We start from the raw sequence: 19,351 nt of genomic DNA on the forward strand, positions 1-19,351 counted from the left end.
ATTGGCTTAATCTCAGTCATAAGTTAAAGCCACTATCAGGGTATGAATCTAAAATTAAAGATTATGCGTTAAGGTTTATTGCTACCTGGTTTGCATATGGATGTAATGTTGGTCCTGTTCAAGCTGAAAGGTGTTTGAAAAAATATTCTAGAAAACAAATAGCCTGGTTGTACAATCACCATATCACAGAAGTAAGGCTCAATAAGATAAGCGAAGTAATTATTGAAGCTTATAAGCAATTTGACCTACCATATATATGGGGAAATGGTGAGAGTGCTTCTGTTGATGGCACATATTGGGATATGTATACTAATAATTTATTAGCAGAACATCACATTCGTTATGGAAAGTATGGCGGGATTGGATACTATCATGTTTCTGACCAATATGTTGCGTTATTTGGGAATTTTATTCCTTGTGGTGTATATGAAGCTATATATATTTTTGATGGAATTTATGAAATTGAGGAATCTTTAAGACCTGATACTATACATGGGGACACTCATGCACAAAATGAAGTTGTATTTGGCTTTGCATATTTATTGGCAATTAGACTAATGCCAAGAATTAGAAGTTTTAAACACCTTAATTTTTATCGTCCTGCTAATATGGATGAAAAATCATATCAAAATATCAGTGAAATCTTTACATCAAAAGAACCAGACTGGAAATTGATAGAATTAATGTATCACGATATGTTACGTGTTGTCATGTCAATTCAAAATGGAAAAATTAAAGCATCAACTATCTTAAAAAAATTATGCTACAAAAGTAAAAAGAACAAATTACATCAAGCTTTTCGGGAGCTAGGACGTGTTATCCGAACTATTTTTCTTTTAGATTATATATCAGATATTGATCTGCGTAGGAAAATCCAAGCTGCAACTTGTAAGAGTGAGGAATTTAATGATTTTATTGATTGGATTACTTTTGGAAAAAATGGCACCATTGAGGAAAATAATCTCAATATCCAAAAGAAAATTATCTCTTTTAGTAGAATGACTGCTAATGCAGTTATGTTTCATACCGTAGCAAATCAAACCAAAGTGCTTAATCAATTAGCTAATGAAGGGATTGAATATAATAATGACTGCTTATCAATTTTATCTCCATTTTTTAGGGAAAATATAAATCGTTACGGTGTTTTTGAGTTATCAAAGTCAAAAACATCAATACCACTAGAGTTTAATATTCAGAGTAGAAAACAAACATGACCCTTTTTTACTAGGATCCCGGCCGGAGGTCTATTACTGAACTTAAAAAAATGCTGTTCTCTTTAAGTGGTGGTAATCTATTTGTTGAAATTATAATGTCTGTTACGCTAACTATAACTATGGTAGTGATATCAATTCTTATAGTTAGAAAATTTGCCAAAGAAGCTGGTGGTAGCGGTATCCAAGAAGTAGAAGGAGCGCTAAAAGGATGTCGAAAGCTCCGTAAAAGAGTAGTTCCTGTAAAGTTTGTGAGTGGACTTTTCTCTTTAGGTTCTGGTTTAAGCTTAGGTAAAGAAGGTCCTTCAATACACATGGCTGCTGCATTAGCTCAGTTCTTTGTAGATAAGTTTAGGCTTACCAAGAAGTACGCAAACGCTGTAATATCTGCTGGTGCTGGTGCTGGTTTAGCTGCTGCATTCAACACCCCTCTTTCAGGGATTGTCTTTGTAATTGAGGAAATGAATAGAAAATTCAGATTTAGTGTTTCTGCAATAAAATGTGTTCTAGTAGCCTGTATAATGAGTACTATTGTTTCTAGAGCTATTATGGGAAATCCCCCTGCAATACGTGTCGAGACATTTAGTGCAGTTCCACAAAATACTCTTTGGTTATTTATGGTGTTGGGTATTATCTTTGGATATTTTGGACTACTATTTAACAAATCAATTATCAAAGTCGCTAACTTCTTTTCAGATGGGTCTAAAAGAAGATACTGGACTCTAGTTATAACTGTTTGTATCGTATTTGGTGTCGGTGTAGTACTTTCTCCAAATGCTGTAGGCGGTGGCTATATCGTAATAGCAAACGCCCTAGACTACAACTTATCTATCAAAATGCTTTTAGTTTTATTTGCGCTTCGTTTTGCCGGTGTAATTTTCTCATATGGGACTGGTGTTACAGGTGGTATATTTGCACCGATGATTGCTCTTGGCACTGTTTTTGGTCTTGCTTATGGTCTATCTATCGCTCAGCTTTTCCCTGAGTATAATATTGATGCTGGTGTCTTTGCTGTAGCTGGAATGAGTGCCTTATTTACTGCGACAGTAGGTGCGCCATTGACTGGTATTGTGCTAGTAATGGAAATGACTTGGAACTTCCACCTTTTGCTTCCTTTGATGATAACCTGCTTTAGCGCATCGATGCTGACATATATCCATCATCAAAAACCAATATATGATACTCTATTAAGACGTACTATTTCTAATGAAAGAAAGCAGCAAGCAAAGGAAAAAAATGAGCGAAACCAAAAACCAGCTCCAAATACTCAAGGACAAACTATCACAAAAGAAGAAGTATAATCACGCAATTTCTCTAATGCATTGGGACTTGGAAACAGAGGCCCCTAAAAACTCAATCAACTCCACATCTGAAGTTATTGGTTTTTTCAGTGAAAAAATCTATGAAATAACTAATAGTAAAGAAATAACCCAAAGCTTAAAGTGCTTGAATAACAACTTGTCAGCACTTGATGAGACTAACAAAAGGATTATGTATCTAACAACAAAGCAAAAAGATAGACTAAGCAAAATACCAAAAGATGAATATGTCACATACAACAAACTACTATCACAAGCTCAAAATATTTGGACCAAAGCTCGTAAAGATAATGACTTTGAAGTATTTGCTCCATATTTAGAAGAGATTATAAAGTATCAAAAAAAGTATATCGAAAGAATTGGCTATAATGAGCACCCCTATGATGTGCTTCTTGATGATTATGAAGAAGGTATGACTGTTGCAAAATTAGAACCTTTCTTTAACAGTCTAAAAGAAAAAATTGTACCCCTTCTAGAAAAAATAAAAAACGCCCATCAAGTTGATACTAGCTGTATTGATAAACCGTATGATATCGATAAGCAAAAAGAGTATTCTCTCAAAATAGCTAAGCAATTAGGATTTAACTTTGATAGTGGTATTCTAAAAGAAAGTGCCCATCCATTTACTCTAAACTTCAATAAATATGATGTCAGAATGACAACACGCTATATTGAAGATCTTTTTACTTCTTCATTATTTAGTACGATCCATGAAACTGGTCATGCTATGTATGAGCAAAATATCGGTGATGATATTTATGATACTATATTAGGCACTGGTGTTAGCTTAGGCATACACGAATCACAATCACGGTTTTATGAAAACTTAGTCGGTAAAAATAAAGCCTTTTGGGATAGTAACTACACTAACTTACAAAGCTTATTTACTGAAAACTTAGCTAGTGTAAGTGAAGAAGACTTCTATAAAGCTATTAATAAGGTTAGCCCTAGCCTAATCCGTGTAGAAGCAGATGAATTAACTTATTCTCTACATATACTAGTGCGCTTTGAAATAGAAAAAGAAATCTTTGAAAAGAATCTCGATGTTAGCGAGTTGCCAAAGCTATGGAATGATAAATACCAAAAGTACCTAGGTATCACTCCAAATAATTTCTCTGATGGGATATTACAGGATGTTCACTGGTCTGCTGGATTGTTTGGCTATTTCCCAACTTATGCTCTTGGCAGTGCGTATGCTTCACAGATTTTTTACTATATGAATAAAGATTTTGATGTGAATAGTGCAATTAGAGAAAATAAGCTAGAGCCTATATTAAACTTCTTAAGTAAGCACATACATCAATTTGGCAGTCTAAAACCTGCTGATGAAATTATCCATGATATGTGTGGAGAATATCTAAACGCTAAATACTATATTAGTTATTTAGAGAAAAAATTCTCCAATATTTATAAGCTCTAACACATCTTAACTATCATTATACAAATCTACTTCTTTGGCAAGGTAAAAAGCAATATCTTTCTCATAGTACGCAGACTCATTTATAAATATAGGGTACCATTCTCCTTCAATATCTAGCAATCTATCTCCTCCATCTATTAACTCAAAAATAGGGCTACCACTACTAATAATCTGAAAATCTTTACCATGAAGAGCTTTATGAATTACTGCGTTGATATTACCCTCACTATCTCGCGGGTATTGAATAGTCTTAAATGGCTCGTACGCCTTACACTGCTTGATTTCAGGAGCATTACCATTATTTGATAATTCAATAAACTTTATTATTCCATTAACAATCGCTGTAGTTACCTCAATTGCATTAGGATCATAAATACTCGTATTAACAGAGCCTATTTCTATAGTTAAAGACATAGGAGCGATATTATTCATTGCCACACTTGTAATACTCTCGTGCTTAATTACTCTAAGATCATCTATTTGCTCAACTAAATAAGAGCATAAGTTATTCACAAACTGACTTTTACCGTCAGTAATAATAGTTTTGCCAAGATTTGAAGTTGTTGTATGCAAATCGACTAAAAAATCAACTGGAGAATTAGATTCTGAGCCATACATCTGATTAATTTCTCGAGCTCTTTGCATCTCATAACTATTCAACGAGATCTTTTTTAAGTCCTCCACTGAAAAACAACGGTTTAGATCTTGATCTTTATATCTTTTACTTATCTCAAAAGCTTCTGGATTTGCCAATAACGGTATAACATCTAAAGACTTGGTTTTAGGAGGGTATTTCTCCATACGCTTGACTATATATATTCCAGTATATTCATTTCCATGAGTCCCACCGGACACTAGTAACTTATTAATTCTCATATTTAGGCAATATTTACCATTAAGTAAAACTATTATACATACAATTTTGTTATGAAAAGAACTGATTAAGTTTTTGAAGTCACAATGCTAGCCTTTGTAAGAAATATTAGCGATAATATAAAGCATTAAAATTCAAATCATAGTATTTAAATGTCGAAACTAAATGCTTATTTTGGCGAGTATGGAGGTCAATTTGTACCACAAATACTTGTGCCCGCTCTTGATCAACTAGAGCAAGAATTTATAAAAGCACAAGCTGATGAAAGTTTTAAACAAGAGTTTAGAGAGCTTTTAAAAGAGTATGCAGGCAGACCCACTGCTCTGACAAAAACTAGAAATATAGTCAAAAGCACAAAAACTAAATTATATCTAAAACGTGAAGATCTACTACACGGTGGTGCTCACAAAACTAACCAAGTACTTGGTCAGGCTCTACTTGCCAAGAGAATGGGTAAAAATGAGATAATTGCAGAAACAGGAGCTGGGCAACATGGTGTTGCTACTGCTTTGGCTTGCGCACTACTTGATCTAAAATGCAGAGTATATATGGGTGCTAAAGATGTGGAACGTCAAAGTCCCAATGTCTTTAGAATGAAGTTAATGGGTGCTGAAGTCATACCTGTACATAGTGGTTCAGCAACACTTAAAGATGCTTGTAACGAAGCACTAAGAGACTGGTCTGCAAACTATAATAAAGCTCACTATTTATTAGGTACTGCTGCAGGACCTCACCCTTTTCCGACAATTGTTAGAGAGTTTCAAAGAATGATTGGTGAAGAAACCAAACAACAGATCCTTGCCAAGGAAGGTAGATTACCTGATGCTGTGATTGCCTGTGTTGGTGGTGGTTCAAATGCTATTGGAATGTTTGCTGATTTTATTGATGAAACCAGTGTACAACTGATAGGTGTAGAACCTGCTGGTAAAGGTATAGATACTGGAGAGCATGGAGCGCCTCTCAAGCACGGTAAAACTGGTATATTTTTTGGCATGAAAGCACCATTGATGCAAAATACTGATGGTCAGATTGAAGAATCATACTCTGTATCAGCCGGACTAGATTTTCCATCTGTAGGCCCACAACATGCTCATTTACTAGCAACAGGGCGTGCTGAGTATGCTTCAGTTACAGATGATGAGGCGTTAGATTCTTTTAAATTATTATGTAAAAAAGAAGGAATTATCCCTGCTCTAGAATCATCTCATGCCTTAGCATATGCTCTTAAGCTTGCTTACGACAATCCTGATAAAGAGCAACTTTTGGTTGTTAATTTATCTGGGCGTGGTGATAAAGATATTTTTACAGTACATGACATTTTAAAAGAAAAGGGAGAGGTTTAGTAATGGATAGATACACAACCCTTTTTGCAAGTTTAGAGAAAAGAAATGAAGGTGCTTTTATACCTTTTGTAACAATTGGCGACCCGAATAAAGAGTTATCTTTTGAAATTATCGATACTCTAGTTAGCTCAGGTGCTGATGCTCTTGAACTAGGCATACCGTTTTCAGATCCATTAGCAGATGGACCAACAATTCAAGAAGCAAATATTCGTGCTCTAGAGAGTGGCGTAACTCCTAAAGATTGTTTTGATATACTCACAAAAATAAGAGTGAAACACCCTCATGTCCCCATTGGCTTATTGCTTTATGCTAATTTAGTCTATGCAAATGGTATAGAGAATTTTTATCAAAAATGTTTAGCTGCTGGGGTTGATTCTATACTTATAGCTGATGTGCCAGCTCATGAATCTAAAGAGTTTCGTGATATTGCTAAAAAAGTAGGTATCTCTCAGATATTTATTGCTCCACCTGATGCTAGTGAGACTACTCTTAAACAAATTTCTGAACTTGGAAGTGGTTATACGTATTTACTATCGAGAGTTGGTGTAACAGGTGCGGAAACTGCAGCAAATATGCCAGTAAAAGATGTATTAGCTAAACTTAGAGAATATAATGCGCCTAAGCCAGTTTTAGGCTTTGGTATCTCTAAACCTGAGCAGGTACAACAAGCTATCAAAGCAGGTGCTGCTGGTGCAATTTCAGGTTCTGCAACAGTAAAAATAATTCAAACCAATCTCTCAAATAAAGAAAAAATGCTTAGCGAGCTTGAATGTTTCGTTAAAGAAATGAAAGCCGCAACTAAAAATAATTAAAGACTACTTTGTTTCTGTAAATTATAATTCTTTCTCCAAGTTATATAGCCATAGATAGCATTTATTAATGCTACAATTTTGGTAATAATAACAGGAATAATTGCAATAGTAATTGCTGAATCCAAAATCCCATCAACCCAAACTGAAATTGTCAAAACATCTACAGCCAACCACAGTATCCAAAACTCTTTAAATAACAATACTGTAAGTATAAAAGCTATAATTGAAGTAACTTCAACAATAGCATCTGCGACCAACCCCACATTTTGACCAAAATATAGATGTAAAACAAAGTACCCATATATAGTAGATACCACAGCTATAAAAGCCAAAATACTTATAAAATGTAATCTCGTTAATTTTTTAATTTTTATATGCTTTTCTTTAGTTGTGTTTTTGGGTCTAGTCCAGTTATACCAACCATAAAACTGTATTGGACACAAAAAAAGTACCGCAAGAAGTAATTGACCATAAACTTGGTTTTGATACGAGATTACAGCGTACATAACCGCTGCTATAAGCCCTAAAACATAGTTAAAAACCTTCCCTTTAGCTGCCAATATCAGGTTTGTAATGCTGATAACAGAAAATACTAGTATAAATGCGCTACTCCCACTGATAGATGCCGCAACAACAGTTAATACTATACAGCTAACTAGCCAGCTAACCTCTCTTTTGCTCCAGCCAGTAAAAGTATTATGCAATATACCCATTTTATAACTTAATAGAATATTTAGGACTGTATTTTAGAACTCTTGATATCAAGCTACAAGGATTATTTCATAGCTATAGATAGAAACTTGTCTATTTAATTATGAAACTATAAATATACTTAGACAAAACTTTATGAGTATAGCTAGTTGGATGCACCTGTCCGGCAAAAAGATATTTATCATATCTACCATTGACATAATTTTTTGGAATACAAGTAAGAGCATTTGGACCATCAAAGTCACACGCAGAGTGTGTTACATCAGAGAAGTTATACTCCACACCATTTACTTTTATTTTTCTATCTTTAACAATAGTATTGAAAAACTTTTGAGCATCAATGATACTTACAGAATCAGGCAGGATACTGCTTGCAAGCTTTTCATTAAATGCTCTAGATAGTGAGTTGAATAACTCCACTTTAAAACTCTTAGCATCTATTCCATTTTCTGTTGCGGCTGGAGTTATACCTAAATCAGGCAAGTTAACTACAAATATATTTCTAGGTTTTGCTCCATGCTTAATCAAATATCTTACATCACTTGCTATATCTTCAGCAGCGCTTTCTACTTTTAGTATCTCATGGTCAGGCAATACTTCACCTGTGACTTTATATTTCATAAGATAGTATATCTTTGACAATATTGAGCGATTATCTGCGAAATATCCTAATTGAATAAAAAGATTATTAGCTCCTCCCCAAATAATGTAAATACTATCAGGATCTGCCTTGTTCTGATGTTGCTTCAGATAACTATCAATTTGGTTATGCTTTTGAATATCCTCTTGTCCAACTGGACAGTTTTCACCCTCTCTCAAAGGTCCTAGTGGAGGTGGAGTATAGTCACCCTTACTACCAAGCCCTTTACAAACTGTCGTAGCTCCTCCAGCAGCATAGTTGTTGCCATCTAAAACAGGTTTCACTGATCTGTTGATGTTTTCACTTGGTGTATAAATATTATTTGGTGTAGATGAAATCTGATTATCTTGAGACAAAAACTGTATCCAAACAGTGTTACCTTTATCTGGACTTGTGAAGGTCGGTTGCTTAACCTCTTTCAAGTCGCCAGGAATTAGTGGCCAGCCACTATCTATATTGTGAAAATTATTTGCATATCCAGAGTCACTCAAACTATCACCAAAGATAACTATATTCTTTAGTTCTTGTGCAAAAGCTCCACTGCAAAAAAAATAGCAAATAATCAAAGTAAAGAAAGCTTTTTTATTCATATTTTATATAAAACTCTATAACAGGTGTGAATAATAGTACCTAAACAAAGCTTGTAAAGCCATATGGAGAGCCTCATCAAAACAACACTAAAACTTATATATATTTTTTTTCCAATAAGCATAATTTATTACTTGAAAAACAGCAAAGTATCCTTAAATATATAACAGATACTATTTCTTAGGGGGAAATAATGGATATAAATAAATTTACAATAAAACTACAGGAAGCATTAGCAGAAGCTCAATCTTATGCTTTTCAGCAGAAAGCGACTGAGTTTACATCAGCACATATGCTGAAAGCTCTTTTAGAGCAAAATGATAGCGTTGCTATAGCTATATTAAGCGTTTGTGGCGTTGATACACAGAAGTTTGTAAAAGCTGTCAATGATATGGTTGATGGCGTTGCTGTATTATCTGGAGAAGGCAATCCTCAAATCACGCCATCTAGAGATCTGATAGCCACACTACATAAAATGCAAGATTTAGCTAATAAGAATGGTGATGAATTTATCTCAAGTGAGATTTTCCTATTAGCTTCTATAGAAGACAAAAGTTTAACTGGACTGTACAGTAAGTTTGGCATTACAAAAGAAAAACTTACAAAAGCAGTCAATGATTATCGTGGAGGGGAAAAAGTGAGTAGCCAAAATCAAGAAGATATGAAAGGTGCATTAGACAAATACACAGTAGATCTAACAGATCTAGCTAAAAAAGGTAAAATCGATCCGATTATCGGTAGAGATAGTGAAATACGTAGGACTATACAAGTATTACAAAGAAGAACTAAGAACAACCCTGTGCTTATAGGTGAGCCTGGTGTTGGTAAAACTGCTATTGTAGAAGGTTTAGCTCAACGAATAATTAATAATGAAGTCCCTGAAGGCGTCAAAGGCAAGAAAGTATTATCTTTGGATATGGGTGCATTATTAGCTGGTGCTAAATTTAGAGGAGATTTTGAAGAGAGATTAAAATCTGTTTTAAAAGAATTATCAAAACAAGAAGGTAATGTGATTCTATTTATAGATGAGTTACATACTATGGTTGGTGCTGGTAAAGCAGAAGGCTCGATGGATGCTGGCAACATGCTAAAACCTGCTTTGGCTAGAGGTGAGCTAAAATGTGTTGGTGCAACGACTTTAGATGAATATCGTGAGTATGTTGAAAAAGATCCTGCGCTTGAAAGAAGATTCCAAAAAGTGCTTGTTGATGAGCCAACTGTTGAAGATACTATTGCTATACTTAGAGGTCTGAAAGAAAGATATGAGTTGCACCATGGTGTAAACATTACAGACTCTGCTATTGTGAGTGCTGCTACATTATCACATAGATATATCACAGATAGACAACTGCCTGATAAAGCTATTGATTTAGTGGATGAAGCAGCTAGCCAAATTCGTATGGAAATAGACTCTAAACCTGAAAAAATGGAGAGCTTGTACCGTAGAATTATTCAGCTAAAAATGCAACATGAGCAGTTAAAAAAAGAAAAAGATGACGCTACCAAGAAGCGTTTAGAAATACTAGAGGCTGAAATCAAAGGCTTAGAGTCTGAGTATCAAGGCTTTGAAGAACTTTGGAAAGCTGAGAAGCTTAAAATGCAAGGCACAAGCAAGCTAAAAGAAGAACTTGAAAAAGCCAAGTTTGAGCTTGAGAAATATCAAAGAGCTGGTGATCTAAGCAAAATGGCTGAGTTACAATACGGTAAGATACCAGAGCTTGAAGCTCAAATTAAACAAATTGAAGATACTGAAGCAGAACCTTCTGAAAATAAACTAGTCAGAACATCTGTCACAGAAAATGAAATTGCCGATGTCGTTTCTAAAGCTACAGGGATACCTGTATCTAAAATGATGGAAGGAGAAAAAGATAAGCTTCTAAACATGGAAAGCTTCCTACATAAAAGAGTAATTGGACAAGATCAAGCGATAAAAGCAGTATCTAATGCTGTAAGAAGATCTCGTTCTGGATTATCAGATCCAAACAGACCAATAGGTTCATTTATGTTCTTAGGTCCAACAGGTGTAGGTAAAACTGAGCTTACAAAAGCATTAGCAGAATTCTTATTTGATGATGAAGATGCAATGCTTAGGGTTGATATGTCTGAATTTATGGAGAAACACTCTGTGGCTAGACTAATCGGTGCACCTCCAGGATATGTAGGTTATGAGCAAGGTGGTTACCTAACTGAGCATGTTAGAAGAAAGCCTTATTCTGTAATCTTATTAGATGAGGTTGAAAAAGCTCACGCAGATGTATTTAACATCTTGCTACAAGTATTAGATGATGGGCGACTAACTGATGGTCAAGGTAGAACAGTAGACTTCAAAAATACTGTAATAGTTATGACATCTAACCTTGGTTCGCATAGAATCCAAGAAATGCAAGGTCAAGACTATGACACAGTCAAAGACGCTGTATTGGAAATGGTACTTAGCCACTTCAGACCAGAATTTGTAAATAGAGTTGATGATGCTATTGTATTTGAACCACTGAACAAAGAGATGATAACTGAAATCGCTAAGATACAAATCAAGCGTTTAGAAAAACGCTTAACTGATTTAGAGATTGCTCTAGAGGTGTCACCAAAAGCTATGGATAAGTTAGCAGATGCTGGTTTTGATCCTGTATTTGGTGCTAGACCATTAAAACGAGCTATACAAAATAACTTAGAAAATCCTCTTGCTCTTAAGTTACTCGATGGAGAATTTAAAGCTGAAGATAAAATAGTTGTTGATACCGACGCTGACAACAATATTACTTTTTCTAAGTAAATTCTACTGTATACTCCTTTAATTTTCTCTTTTTAGTTGGTAAAAATTGATAAATACTTATTAATTTTTACCAATTTATTATTCTTTGGTTAAATTATATAATAGTAAACTATTTTTATATAAAATTTAAAAGACCATATTTGGAGAAATTATATGAATCTAAAATATAAAAAACTCTTACTCAGTTCATTGTTGGCAACATATGGAGCTACAGGTTATGCTTCAGCTGTAGACTATAAAGCTGGGACCAGCTACTCTAAAGGTCAAGAAGTTAATAATGCAGAATCTTGCTATGTATGTAATATCCCTGGATGGTGCTCTTCTTCAGCTGCTTGGGCTTATGAGCCAGGCAAAGGTACTGCTTGGCAAGAAGCTTGGACAGAAGGATGCAAAGATCCTGGTCCATCTCCAGAACCAACTGCAGAGAAAACGGTTTCCGTTAAAATATCAGGAGATAATTTACCTAGTGATGCAAAAATTGAATTCTCAGCAAACAATACATCTTATACAGTTATAAATAATCAGGTGACTTTACCATACTCTGATAGTCAGCCTACCCATTACATAATTAGTGTAACCAGTGGCTCAATTTCTCCTGACTTCTTTGATATGACTAAAGACTCCACTAATGTGCCATTAAAATACAAGAAAGCAACACCTCCATCTCCAGGTAAATGTGATACTATACCAAGTAATGTACAAGAATATACTCCTGCAGCATCAGGCTACTCTGCCAAAGCTTTCGTTAGATTTGAAGGAAGTATTTATGAAAATATGAAATGGTGGACTGATCAGTCACCCAAAGAAGCTCCTGATTTTTGGACATTATGTGGAGACATAATTCAAGCTCAAGTAAATGTCAAAACAACAGGTCTACCTCAAACTATAGATAAAATCGAGGTTAAAATTGATTCTCAAACATATACTATAAACCCTAACGACCCAACTCTTATAACAGTAGCGAAGGGTTCTCATAATGTTTCAGTTGGTAATGTATTAAGCTCTGATGGCTCAACGAACTACGTTGCTAAAACTATTACACCTAACCCTATTGAAGTTAATGAAGAAAGTAAAAATATAAATTTAAATATAGCATTTGAAGCAGAAGATGTTAAACCTGCTAATGTTAGCTTCAATGTCAAGTTCCCTGAAGATGCTACACCAACTAAGACTGTAAATGCACAGAGAATATCTTCTACTGGAGATGTATATGGTGACTCTATAAACTTAGACAATGGTTCAAATACAACAAGCATCCCATCAAGAGGAGAGTTTATTATTAAACCTAGCACATTTAAATCAGGAGGTACTACTTATCAAGCAAATAGTATAACTATCGTAGATGGTCAAATTAAAGGTAATAACACTATTAATTACGAAGCTGCAGGTGCTTGGCCAGAGAAATCTATGGTTGGATACTGGGGTACTTGGACTTGGGGTCAAAGTCCAGAATTGGTAGAAAAATTAAGTGATTTTGCCGATTACTACAATGTAATAATCCCTGGGTTTTTGAAAGTCTCTGGGACTGATGTGCAAGGATTCTATGATCCTGTGAACCCTGAGTATCTCAGTCAAGCGATAGCAAAAGTTCATGCTAAAGGTGCTCTATTTATAGCATCCACGGGTGGACTAACAAACACATGGAATCCAACACTATCTAACGATAATACGGTATTAGCAGAGAATATTGTAAACTACCTTGCAGAAAACAACATGGATGGTTTTGATTTTGATCTTGAAGGATCTTCTATAAAAGGTACTGCTACATGGCAAAATCAAATCAAAGATGTAATATCAAAAATGCGTGAGTATGCAGAAAGTGATAAAATGAAAGACAAATTCCCAAGAGGCTTCTACATCACAGCAGCTCCTCAAACATATATAGATACAGGAGTTCCTGCAAACATATACTGGACAGCAACAGGTGGCGCTTACAATATTTTCAAAGATATGCTTCCTACTGATGCTTGCGGTGGTAATGTCTGTTTTGATGCTCTTCTAATTCAAAACTACAATAATAAAGCCCCAGACTGGACAAATGAAGCACCAACGCTATCAATGAAAATAGCATCAGACTCACTGAAGACTGCTAACAATACAAAAACAAAAATAGTTATAGGTGATGACTTTGCTCCTAGTGAACATAGCTACGCTACACCAGAAGAGTTAAAGGCAGCATATACTACAGGAGATAGCGAAGGTTCTGCTCTTAATAGTTATGATAACTTCTCTGGATTTATGATTTGGTCTTTAGGACAGAACCCTTCAACAATTGACCCTCTAGACTTTGGTAAACAGATTACTGAGTTCTATCCTCTAGCAAAGAAGTAGTCTTTTCTAAAAAAACAAAACTGTACTTATCTCTTAGCTTTTATTAGTTAGCAACTTCGACATTTTTAAATTACTTAGTTGTTAATATTTGCGATATTCGATATATTTTTAAATATAATTTGTAAGCAAATCACTAGTGAAATAAAAATCTGTTATCAAAACTATAAAATAGCCATAGTTTACTCTAACAAATACCTAATATATAATTTAAGAAACTTAAGCTTAATCATCAAAACATGAGCAACTTCCAAGAAATTATTAGATCATATAGAGAGTACAAAGGCTTAAGTATAACTACTGTTGCTGATGCGATTAACATACCTGAAGAAACTATAATAATTATAGAACAAGGAGATAGTTATAAAATCACTCAACAGCCCTCAACCATATTAAAAGATAGAATAAAGCGATACTGTGAGTATCTTAACATCCCAAAAAACCATATAACTTATATATTAAACAGTATAGATATACTGTACTACAAGAAAGCCAAGTATGGGAAAATGAAGCTTTTTGACTACTTTAATCGTATAGCTATTATTAGCATATCTTTACTAATAATATACTTATCATCTAACATTATTGAGAAAAAAATAGCTAATTCCCACTCACCAAATACCCAATCAAACGATAAAAGTCTAAATACATTAGCAACAACAAACTATGAAAGCTTTATTCAAAAAAGTCAGCCACTGCTCTACAGTAGAGCAACTGATAAGCTTCCAATAACTCAAAAAAATACAGTTTCAAAGCAAGCAATTGATAATAATATAAGAGAGTCAGATAGTAGCTCAGAGATTATAAAGCCTCAAATAGAAAAATCTCCTGATATTACAACAAAGTCAGAGAAGCAAGATAATGAGCATAATAAAACAGTACTAGAGAGTCAGCCGTCAATAATTTTAGAGCAAAAAAACCAAGATCAAAGTAAGAATATAGAGTCTAAGAATCTATCTCCTCAAGCACAGGTAAATAATAAAACATATATAATAAAATCTGGTGACTCATTATATAAAATTGCACAGATGGTTTTAGATAAAATTGATAATAACGATGATTATAGTAATTATGATTTAATTCTCTCAATCAAAGGGTTAAATCTAAAAGATGATCCGGATATTATTAACGATACTATCTTTGCCGGTGAAGAGCTAAATATCCCTACAACTGATGAGCAAATTAAAAACGGTATAAAAATATACAAACAGTATAGTAATAATTAAGTCCTTAAAATCAACTTCATCGTTATAATTTTTTATATAATTCTAGATATATAGTATTATTTAAATATTATTTTTATAAGAATAACTGATTATGTATAGCAAAACACCAAAGATTAAAATCATGCTACTTGGCTCAGGTGAGCTTGGTAAAGAATTTATCATAGCAGCTCAGAGACTAGGTATACATACCATAGCAGTAGATCGTTATGAAAACGCCCCTGCTATGCAAGTAGCACATGAGAGTTTCGTTATAGATATGCTGAATGCTGATGCTCTTGAACAACTAATATTAGCAAAAAAACCAACATATATAGTTCCTGAAATTGAAGCTATAAACACTGATATATTAGTAAAACTGGAGGCTTACAACTTCAATATTGTCCCATGTGCCAAAGCTACAAAGCTCACTATGGATCGCCAAGGTATAAGATCTTTAGCAGCTAATGAACTTGATCTAGCGACATCTAAATTTGCTTTTGCAAATAGTGAAAAAGAATATCTTGATGCTGTTGAGACTATAGGGCTACCATTTGTAATTAAGCCAGTAATGAGCTCATCAGGTAAAGGACAATCTATAGTCAAGGAACATAACGAAGTTCAAAAAGCATGGAATTATGCCCAAAGTGGCTCTCGAGGTCATGCTAAAGGTGTAATTGTAGAGCAATTTATAGATTTTGATTATGAGATTACACTTCTAACTGTTAGGCATAAAGATGGTACTTCATTTTGTGATCCTATCGGACATATCCAGAAAGATGGTGATTATAGGTTCTCTTGGCAACCTCACGCAATGTCGGATATAGCTCTAGCGAAGTCTCAAAAGATAGCCAAAGAGATCACAGATGCACTAGGGGGGTATGGGGTTTTTGGTGTTGAGTTATTTATAAAGGGGGATGAAGTATTTTTTAATGAAGTCTCTCCTCGTCCTCACGATACAGGCATGGTAACACTCATATCACAAAACATTAATGAGTTTGAATTACATCTGCGTGCAATATTAGGGTTACCAATACCGCAAATACAAACTCTTCAACCCTCATCATCTGCTGCTATATTACTTGAAGGAGAATCTACAGATCCTAGCATATTAGGGATTGATGAAGCTCTAGCTGACTCAAGTATAGATATTAGAATTTTTGGCAAAAAAGAAATTCATGGTAAGCGTCGCATGGGAGTAGTTTTAGCTAAGGGTCAATCAACACAACAAGCTTTGGACGTGTCTAAAAAAGCCCTAAGCAAAATTTATCTAGTATAAAAATCAAAGCTTCCTAACTAGGTTGATACCATCTCCTATAGGAATAATACAAGCTTCCACTCTGCTATCATTATAAATTAATTTATTTAACTCTCTTATAATCAAGGTGTTTTGCTCATTATTACAATCATCTGCAACCCTACCCGACCAGAGCACATTATCTATTGCAATAATTCCACCTGAGTTTACCAATTTTAAAGCTTTTTCATAGTAGTTAATATAATTTGGCTTATCCGCATCTATATATACAAAGTCAAACTTCTTAGCTTGCTTTTCAAACCTTTCTAAAGTTTCTAAAGCTGGTGCAATATTAAGATTAATTTTATGCTCAACGTTTGCTTCTTGCCAAAAGTGTTTGTATGGCTTGATATATTCATAACTAATATCACAGGCTTCTAGTTTACCTTCAGAGGGTAATGCTTGAGCCATAATCAATGTTGAAAAACCTCTAAAAACACCGATTTCTAAGACATTTTTTGCATTAATCATTTTGATAAAGAGACTAATAAGCTGTAACTGATTAGGTGAACTAAGCATGTGACTTAACTCATCATTTGCTGCTTTATCAAAGAGCTCCTGTGCAGTTTTATCTAGTTTTATTGAATTATCATTTATATATTGATTAAGGCTAGGATTACTAAACAATGATGCTATAGACATAAAAAAATACCAATTAATTTAACGATACAATAGTGATAAGTTTAGAGAATCTCGAGCAAAAAGACAAAAAGTGTGCAGTAAGTGGACTACTTAATTTTAGTAATAGAAAATGTCCAGAACCAGAAAATAAGAGCATAAACACCCCACCATTCAACAATATTGTGATTAACTGTTGTCTGATCCATAAATACTGACCATATCGAGAAAGCTGCCGTTATAAAAATGGCAAATCTACGCAAGATAAGTGGTACTTTGTTAAGTCGATCTGAATACTTATATTCGATAACTGTATACCAAACCTGACAGATACTCATTAGCACAAAAAACACAGCAACACCCTTTAGGTGAACCTTCATAAGGGTTTGCTGACCATCAATTACTGAAGTCCCAATGATTAAGCCAATACAACCAACAGATGCTAAGAAAAGCATTATCTTACCTTGCTTAATTATTGATTTTTTATTATCACTTATTTGAACAAGTAACTGTGTGATAAAAAAGAAAATCACTGCCATAAGCGTAGCAGTCGGTATTAGTATAGCCTTAAGCATATACTTCTCATACGATGTAAACCCAGCATGAGTAATATCAGAACAGCCAGAAATAAATGGATTACATAAGGTGTTATTACCATCAGCAATAGATACAAGATATGTTACAAAAAATAAAACCGCTACAGATATTGTTGTCGCAGCGATTAATTTTCTTGGGTCAAGTTCAGCTTTCATTTTTAACCAAAACATTATTATAAATACTATGCTAATACTATCACTTGTTAATGAATATTTCTAATTTTAGCTATTTTATTTTATGCTTTAGCACCATACGAAATATTAACTCTGGAAGAGATAATCTGCCAAAATAGATTAATATTTACCTTTTCCATATCTATGCTATAATTTGTGGGTTTCTTTTAACAAAAGTAAAATAACGAAAGGATTTAATAAAATGCCATTTGTAGTTACTGAAAATTGTATCAAATGTAAATATGGTGACTGTGTAGAAGTATGTCCTGTTGACTGTTTCTATGAAGGTCCTAATATGTTGGTAATAAACCCAGATGAATGTATCGACTGTGCTTTATGTGAGCCTGAGTGTCCTGTTGATGCTATCAAATCTAGCGATGATCTTACAGAGAGCCAAGAGCAAATGCTTGATCTAAACAGAGAGCTTGCTGGTATTTGGCCAAATATCGTAGAGAAATGCGACCCTTGTGAGGACGCTGACAACTGGGCATCTGTTCCAGATAAGTTAAAATATTTAGAAAAATAATCTTTCATTTTTATCTAAGAATCTTATCTTATTTTCTTCATAGGCTTATTTTTTTGTCGGCAGCTATTTATAAAAAGTGTATAATGATACCAATAATTTTAAGCTTTAGTACAAACTGATAGTTAAATAAACCTACTAAAATTTATGGAGAGTTTTTGATGAAATCTTTTTTAAAAAAGATTTGGAATATACTGATGTGGGCCAGGATGACTGCGTTCCAACTCTATTCGTTTGCTGTTATTGGTGGTAGTAGCATACTTATAAATATATTTACTTTTTTTAACCTTCCCATTTCTTGGAGAATGGCGGTTTGTAAAGTTTGGACTTATCTTTATTGGATAGGTATGCTTGTTTTTTTACAAGTATACATCCGTGTAACAGGTCGTATAAACATTGACAAAGATTATCCCTGCATATACGTTTCTAAGCATCAGTCAATGCTAGAAACATTTATGTTTTATGGTTTGATTGGTAAGTGTCACTTTATCATGAAAAAAGAGCTTTTTGATGCTCCAATCTTTGGTACAGCAATGAAAAACTTAGGCAGTATCGCTATAGATAGAGATAAGCCTAGAGAGTCACTAAAAAAAGTAGTCACTGACGGTAAACAAAGCTTAGCTGATGGCATAAATGTTGTAATTTTTCCAGAGGGTACAAGAGTTGAAGTTGGAGAGTATCCAGAGTTTCAGCGCTCTGCAATGAAGCTAGCAGCTGATGCTAACACCTATATTATTCCTGTAGCTCACAACTTTGGGAGATTTTTCCCTAAGAAATGGGGGCAAGTTATTAAGCCAGGTATTGCTAGAATGGATTTTGGTAAACGCATTGATCCTAGAGATTTTGACTCAAAGACTCTGACTACTCACTGCCATAAGGTAATAACAGAAAAAACAAAAGAGTTTAAAGGTTAAGAAGAGGT

At 34.2% G+C, this 19,351-nt stretch carries 15 protein-coding genes and 1 pseudogene; 11 read left to right on the forward strand and 5 right to left on the reverse strand.

Annotated elements, in window-relative coordinates:
- The 3 genes and pseudogenes from F3D59_RS00005 to F3D59_RS00015 all read left to right on the forward strand — a co-directional run.
- Nucleotides 1–1,214, forward strand: a 1,214-nt coding sequence (locus F3D59_RS00005; RefSeq protein WP_150463314.1) for a Tn3 family transposase, incomplete at its 5' end; no start/stop codon positions are given.
- Nucleotides 1,215–1,258: 44 nt separating this feature from the next.
- Nucleotides 1,259–2,512, forward strand: a pseudogene (clcA, locus tag F3D59_RS00010) (H(+)/Cl(-) exchange transporter ClcA); the annotation flags it as partial.
- Nucleotides 2,448–3,950 (forward strand): carboxypeptidase M32, encoded by a 1,503-nt coding sequence (locus tag F3D59_RS00015; RefSeq protein ID WP_150463315.1) that lies wholly within the window; start codon nucleotides 2,448–2,450, stop codon nucleotides 3,948–3,950. The pseudogene clcA and the gene F3D59_RS00015, both read left to right, overlap by 65 nt.
- 6 nt (nucleotides 3,951–3,956) lie before the next feature.
- Here F3D59_RS00015 and F3D59_RS00020 read toward each other — a convergent pair whose 3' ends face one another.
- The gene (locus F3D59_RS00020) at nucleotides 3,957–4,826 is read right to left on the reverse strand and encodes an aspartoacylase (protein WP_150463316.1); all 870 of its coding nucleotides are present in this window, start codon (nucleotides 4,824–4,826) and stop codon (nucleotides 3,957–3,959) included.
- A gap of 150 nt (nucleotides 4,827–4,976) precedes the next feature.
- Between F3D59_RS00020 and trpB the strand changes: the two genes are divergently transcribed.
- Nucleotides 4,977–6,167, forward strand: a complete 1,191-nt coding sequence (gene trpB, locus F3D59_RS00025) for a tryptophan synthase subunit beta (RefSeq protein WP_150463317.1) — start codon at nucleotides 4,977–4,979, stop codon at nucleotides 6,165–6,167.
- Nucleotides 6,168–6,169: 2 nt separating this feature from the next.
- Entirely contained in the window at nucleotides 6,170–6,979 is an 810-nt protein-coding gene (gene trpA / locus F3D59_RS00030; protein WP_150463318.1) for a tryptophan synthase subunit alpha, read from the forward strand.
- Here the strand turns inward: trpA and pnuC are convergent.
- Together pnuC and F3D59_RS00040 are read right to left on the reverse strand one after the other, a co-directional pair.
- Nucleotides 6,976–7,692 (reverse strand): nicotinamide riboside transporter PnuC, encoded by a 717-nt coding sequence (gene pnuC, locus F3D59_RS00035; RefSeq protein WP_150463319.1) that lies wholly within the window; start codon nucleotides 7,690–7,692, stop codon nucleotides 6,976–6,978. The two genes, trpA and pnuC, sit on opposite strands and share 4 nt — an antisense overlap.
- A 91-nt stretch (nucleotides 7,693–7,783) precedes the next feature.
- Nucleotides 7,784–8,920, reverse strand: a complete 1,137-nt coding sequence (locus tag F3D59_RS00040; protein ID WP_150463320.1) for an SGNH/GDSL hydrolase family protein — start codon at nucleotides 8,918–8,920, stop codon at nucleotides 7,784–7,786.
- A gap of 191 nt (nucleotides 8,921–9,111) precedes the next feature.
- On the opposite strand from F3D59_RS00040, the gene clpB reads away from it, so the two are divergent.
- The 4 genes from clpB to purT all read left to right on the forward strand — a co-directional run bounded on the left by clpB (nucleotide 9,112) and on the right by purT (nucleotide 16,500).
- Nucleotides 9,112–11,691, forward strand: a complete 2,580-nt coding sequence (gene clpB, locus F3D59_RS00045) for an ATP-dependent chaperone ClpB (protein WP_150463321.1) — start codon at nucleotides 9,112–9,114, stop codon at nucleotides 11,689–11,691.
- Between the two features lie 153 nt (nucleotides 11,692–11,844).
- Nucleotides 11,845–14,022, forward strand: a complete 2,178-nt coding sequence (locus F3D59_RS00055; RefSeq protein WP_191092401.1) for a glycosyl hydrolase family 18 protein — start codon at nucleotides 11,845–11,847, stop codon at nucleotides 14,020–14,022.
- Between the two features lie 236 nt (nucleotides 14,023–14,258).
- Nucleotides 14,259–15,245, forward strand: a complete 987-nt coding sequence (locus F3D59_RS00060; protein WP_150463323.1) for a helix-turn-helix domain-containing protein — start codon at nucleotides 14,259–14,261, stop codon at nucleotides 15,243–15,245.
- Nucleotides 15,246–15,336: 91 nt separating this feature from the next.
- On the forward strand, nucleotides 15,337–16,500 hold the full coding sequence (gene purT / locus F3D59_RS00065; protein WP_150463324.1) for a formate-dependent phosphoribosylglycinamide formyltransferase: 1,164 nt from the start codon (nucleotides 15,337–15,339) through the stop codon (nucleotides 16,498–16,500).
- A 3-nt stretch (nucleotides 16,501–16,503) separates the two neighbouring features.
- Here purT and F3D59_RS00070 read toward each other — a convergent pair whose 3' ends face one another.
- Both F3D59_RS00070 and F3D59_RS00075 read right to left on the reverse strand, forming a co-directional pair.
- Nucleotides 16,504–17,160 carry an O-methyltransferase gene (locus tag F3D59_RS00070; RefSeq protein ID WP_150463325.1) on the reverse strand — a complete coding sequence of 219 codons (657 nt, stop codon included), beginning with the start codon at nucleotides 17,158–17,160 and terminating at the stop codon, nucleotides 16,504–16,506.
- Between the two features lie 86 nt (nucleotides 17,161–17,246).
- On the reverse strand, nucleotides 17,247–17,888 hold the full coding sequence (locus F3D59_RS00075; RefSeq protein WP_150463326.1) for a hypothetical protein: 642 nt from the start codon (nucleotides 17,886–17,888) through the stop codon (nucleotides 17,247–17,249).
- A 220-nt stretch (nucleotides 17,889–18,108) separates the two neighbouring features.
- On the opposite strand from F3D59_RS00075, the gene fdxA reads away from it, so the two are divergent.
- Together fdxA and F3D59_RS00085 are read left to right on the forward strand one after the other, a co-directional pair.
- Nucleotides 18,109–18,432: a ferredoxin FdxA gene (gene fdxA / locus F3D59_RS00080; RefSeq protein ID WP_013923683.1), complete on the forward strand. Its 324-nt coding sequence runs from the start codon at nucleotides 18,109–18,111 to the stop codon at nucleotides 18,430–18,432.
- A gap of 158 nt (nucleotides 18,433–18,590) precedes the next feature.
- Entirely contained in the window at nucleotides 18,591–19,343 is a 753-nt protein-coding gene (locus F3D59_RS00085) for a lysophospholipid acyltransferase family protein (protein ID WP_146421513.1), read from the forward strand.
- The last annotated feature ends 8 nt before the right edge of the window (nucleotides 19,344–19,351 follow it).

It is taken from the genome of Francisella sp. XLW-1, from assembly GCF_008711455.1.
Classification (GTDB): Bacteria; Pseudomonadota; Gammaproteobacteria; order Francisellales; family Francisellaceae; genus Francisella; species Francisella salimarina.